This window comes from Colwellia sp. 6M3 (genome assembly GCF_014077595.1).
GTDB lineage: Bacteria > Pseudomonadota > Gammaproteobacteria > Enterobacterales > Alteromonadaceae > Cognaticolwellia.
The window spans coordinates 1-4,160 of record NZ_JACGWF010000157.1; the positions used below are offsets into that span (position 1 = coordinate 1).

The window sequence follows — 4,160 nt, forward strand, 5'->3', positions numbered from 1 at the left end:
ACAAATAACTATAGGTTTTCATCTGTAATAACAATTTTTTACAATCACTTCAGGTAGATTGCGTTCATTTAAGTGAATTTCAATGCCTATTAATAGGAAGAGAATATACATGACGACTTCATGGTCAACCTTTAAAAATAAAATTAACCAATGTTTATGCCCACCAGGTAACGGGGTTTTTACCGTTAACACTGCTAAAGAGCGTAAGGAGCGTTTACATAACGCCTTATTTGGACAATCAACTAATATTGAAGCTCTATGGCAGCAAAGCGTAGAAAAGCTGCCAGAATCGTCTAATGCGGTGATCTTAGGCATAGCTTCGGATTGTGGTGGTGGTATTTTACGTGGCGCAAACTGGGGACCTTTGTTTGTTCGCTCTACTTTATTAGAGCAGTACCCTGATCTAAATGCTTACGATTTAGGTGATGTCCGTGTTATTCCACATTTATTACACGATAAATATCTTAATGAAGCCACTATTGCCAATTGTCGTAAAGCACTTTATCAAGACGAAAACAGTGTATTTCCCGTTAGTCCATTAACCATCACAGAAGATGTATTACATGACTTTTATGCTGTGTTTCCGAAAAAAGGTATTTTTGGCATTGGCGGTGATCACTCGGTAAGTTACCCATTAACAAAAGCGTATTTACAAGCGAAGAAGAAACAAGGTATTCGTGCTGCGATTATTCACTTTGACGCCCATACTGACTTGTTAGTTGAACGCTTAGGTATCGACTTATGTTTTGGCTCTTGGTGCACCCATATTCTAGATGATTTAACTGATCACCGTGATTTAATTCAAATCGGTATTCGCTCAAGTGGTAAACCAAAATCTCATTGGGAAGGAACTTTTGGCGTGAAGCAGCATTGGGCGCATGAAGTAAAAGAGCAAGGCGTTGAAGCCATTATTGCAAAAATCATCAAGCAATTAAAAGATGATAACGTCGATGAAGTTTATGTTAGTTTTGATATCGACGCACTTGATGAAACCTATGCAGCGGCAACAGGCACACCAGAGCCTGATGGTTTATCACCCAACGAGTCAATGCAAATATTACGTGCGGTAGCGGCTCAATGTCCTATTACCGGTGCCGATATGATGGAGATCGCCCCATTTACCGATAGCACAGGCTTAGGTGAAGTAAGTCGTGATAGAACGCTAGCAGCAGGTGCTGAAATTTCAGCGTTCTTGATTGAAGAAATGAATAAGTAGCTCTATTTTAAAAGCTAATAACTTACATTAATTTCAGAGTAAAAATAAAAAAACCGCTTTAAAAGCGGTTTTTTCTATTGTGTCGTACTGTGGCTAATATACGTTACTGAATCACGATATTAACGCCTGAAAGTATGGTTTCAGCACCATTCGGGGTTTCAACAGATATAAGAAGTACCCCTGAAGCGGGTTCTTGCGCACCTTTAATAGCAACACCGAAACCCGAACCGCCATTTTTATTATGGTTATTCCAAGTAAAACTGCTTGGTCCGACAATGGACCCTACCGATGCTTCAAATGATACAATTGACCCGGCCGGCATAGGCTGATTATGTAAATCCGAAATAATCACACTTGCAAAGCCTGTGTTTTCACCTGCAATGTAAACAGTGTCATCAGAAGGGTCATCATTGGGGTTAACAATTTCTGGCGTATTAGGGTCGTTGTCATCATCAATTGTGCCACTAACAGCATCATTCGTAGAATTAATAACCCCGAAAGCATCGCTACCAGACATTACTAATACTAATGAGCCTCTAACATCTAATGACTGTTGAGTTGAACAACCATCATGAGCAGGGATTGCACATAAAGCGCCATTGTATTTACCATCTTTGCCATCATGTACCCCATTTCGATTAAAATCAGAAGGAGTCTCAAGCTCACCTCCTAATTCTCCACCAGTAACGCCTGGATTAAATATTCCATCTTCGTTGTAATCAACAAACGTTTCTGCTAAATCAAAAGCTCTACCACTGACATCATTCCCCGTGTAAGTAATATCTGCTCCAGAAGTATTTATACTTCCATCAGGGTTACAAGGTTTGCCAGTTCCCCCCGTAAATGCAACAACTTCACAAACATCAAAGCGTCCGTTGCCATTTAAATCAGGAAATGATTCTTCACCTATAGTAGTAGCTAAAATAGTAGCCCTGCCACCAAACTTTTGCCCCATTGAATTAACTAATTCAGGTACATGATTAACATTATTTACATCGCCGATCACATGCCCATCAGGCTTAGGGAATTGGCTACGCCATATTACTGAACAAGCACCATCTGTATTAGTTGTACATGAACTATTTGCTGAATCAATTGAGCCACCTTCAGTGGTAAAAAATACGACTGTAGGAGGTGGAGGGTTGTTAAAAGCATCTGCTAAACGTGCTGTAACAACCACTTCGGTACCATCTAAATCCCAAGCTTCTGGATTTAGTATATCTGCAGATATACTAAAACTGTCCTGATCGGGAATACCTGTGGAGATAATGAGTTCACTTGATTGTGTTGATATTACAGGTGCACTATCACTAATACTTGCCGTAACTCTAACCGTACGAGATACCGTTCCAGAATTAACTACAGTTTGTACTATACCTTGACTGTTGGTAGTTGCACTTTCAGGTATGAGGTTAATACCACCTACATCTGTATTTAATATAAAATCAACATCTTGGTTATTTACTGGGTTACCGTTGGTATCTAACACACGAAACAACAGGGTTGAGCTTTCAGGTTTATCTGCACTGCCCGTCCCCTGTATAGCAATGAGTTCTGGTGTAGCAGAAACAAATTCAATGCTACCGACATCAGCTGGTAATACATTTAACGTAGCCGTAGCAGACAAATTAATACCACCAGCATTCGCAGTCACACTAATTGGATCATTACCTACACAGCCCTTAGCTAAGTATGTACTCGTTGCAATGCCATTGGATGTTGTAATGGGAGTACTTAATGTCGCAGTTGGAGTTTCAAGACTTGAGCACCCCGAAGTAAAATTAATGTCTACACTTTCAGTAAACAAATTATTTTCATCATCAAGAATAGAGACCGAAATAACTGAAGTTCCACCAGCAGATATTTGAGCTAAACTAACTTCTGCTTGTTTTTCTATAAAAGGTGAAACTCCTCCCATTTTCAAAGATGTAGCACCAACTACTAACAATACTTGCCCTGACTCACCAGTAGGAAGAGTGGCGGTAATACTACCTGCACCTAGAGTATTACCTGAAAAGATGTCTATGTATGCTTGATTATTATCATCAGTAATCGCCGTAGTGATAGGCAAGTCACCAACAGTAGAAGAAAATGTGACTATTAAGGGAGCATTAATCCCGTTAACAGTTGCAATAGCTTTACCTGGCTTTGAAGATGTAATTGTATCAGTTGGGTTACCATCAGAATCAACTAAAGTGACACTAACATTAATATCGTCAACAACACCAATATCATCGCCTTGTGTTGTAAAACCTAATGGTATTGTTGAGCTTTCTCCAGACGAGATAGTCGCAGATATTTCAGCTGCACCACGCACACTACCTGCTGTTAAGGTTATTTCTGCAACACCACTATCATTAGTTAGCGCAGTACCTGAGGTTGGAGAAAACGCACCTAAGCCTGAACTGAAGGTTACTGCCCTAGCAACAACTGCTGTTGTTCCTTGCATAACGGTTGCTGTAACTGTAACGGGTGCAGCACCTGTAACCGTTGTGTCTGAAATAGCTAAGGAAATTGTTATAGCGTCTGGTGTACTACCATCGCTGCCATCGGTAGTCTCTTCAAACCCACCACTACTACCGCCACAACCAACTAAGGTTGCAAACAGTAAAATTAAACTAAAGCGTTGAAGTAGCGCCATAAAAAGCATCTCCCTGGTAATTATTTTTATCAACTCATTCCATCTTAACCGAATTTTTATAAAAAGGTCAGTGATTAACTGAAAAAACATAATTTATTAATATCTGATGTTATTTTTAGAGGTAAACCAACCATATTGGACGACTAAATTTATTGCGATTTATGCCAGTATTTTGACCTTATTGCGTATCAGTTACATTAAAATTTAGCATGTTAATTTCGCTGAACTATTTTTAAGCAATTAAATTACAAAGTAACCTAAAACTAGAATCTGTCTCTTATACACATCTCCGAGCCCACGAGA

The 4,160-nt window shown here is 39.4% G+C and carries 2 protein-coding genes; one reads left to right on the forward strand and one right to left on the reverse strand.

Annotation, left to right across the window (positions count from 1 at the left end; translation table 11 throughout):
* The first annotated feature begins 109 nt into the window (after positions 1 to 109).
* Positions 110 to 1,216 carry an arginase family protein gene (locus H4J50_RS18555; RefSeq protein WP_182257641.1) on the forward strand — a complete coding sequence of 369 codons (1,107 nt, stop codon included), beginning with the start codon at positions 110 to 112 and terminating at the stop codon, positions 1,214 to 1,216.
* Between the two features lie 103 nt (positions 1,217 to 1,319).
* On the opposite strand, the gene H4J50_RS18560 is transcribed toward H4J50_RS18555, so the two are convergent.
* Entirely contained in the window at positions 1,320 to 3,857 is a 2,538-nt protein-coding gene (locus H4J50_RS18560) for an Ig-like domain-containing protein (protein WP_182257642.1), read from the reverse strand.
* Positions 3,858 to 4,160 lie beyond the last annotated feature (303 nt).

What these genes read in the sequence shown, in the direction of transcription:
- H4J50_RS18560 (WP_182257642.1), bottom strand. Translation starts at nt 3,857, where the DNA reads ATGGCGCTACTTCAACGCTTTAGTTTAATTTTACTGTTTGCAACCTTA.
- H4J50_RS18555 (WP_182257641.1), top strand. Translation starts at nt 110, where the DNA reads ATGACGACTTCATGGTCAACCTTTAAAAATAAAATTAACCAATGTTTA.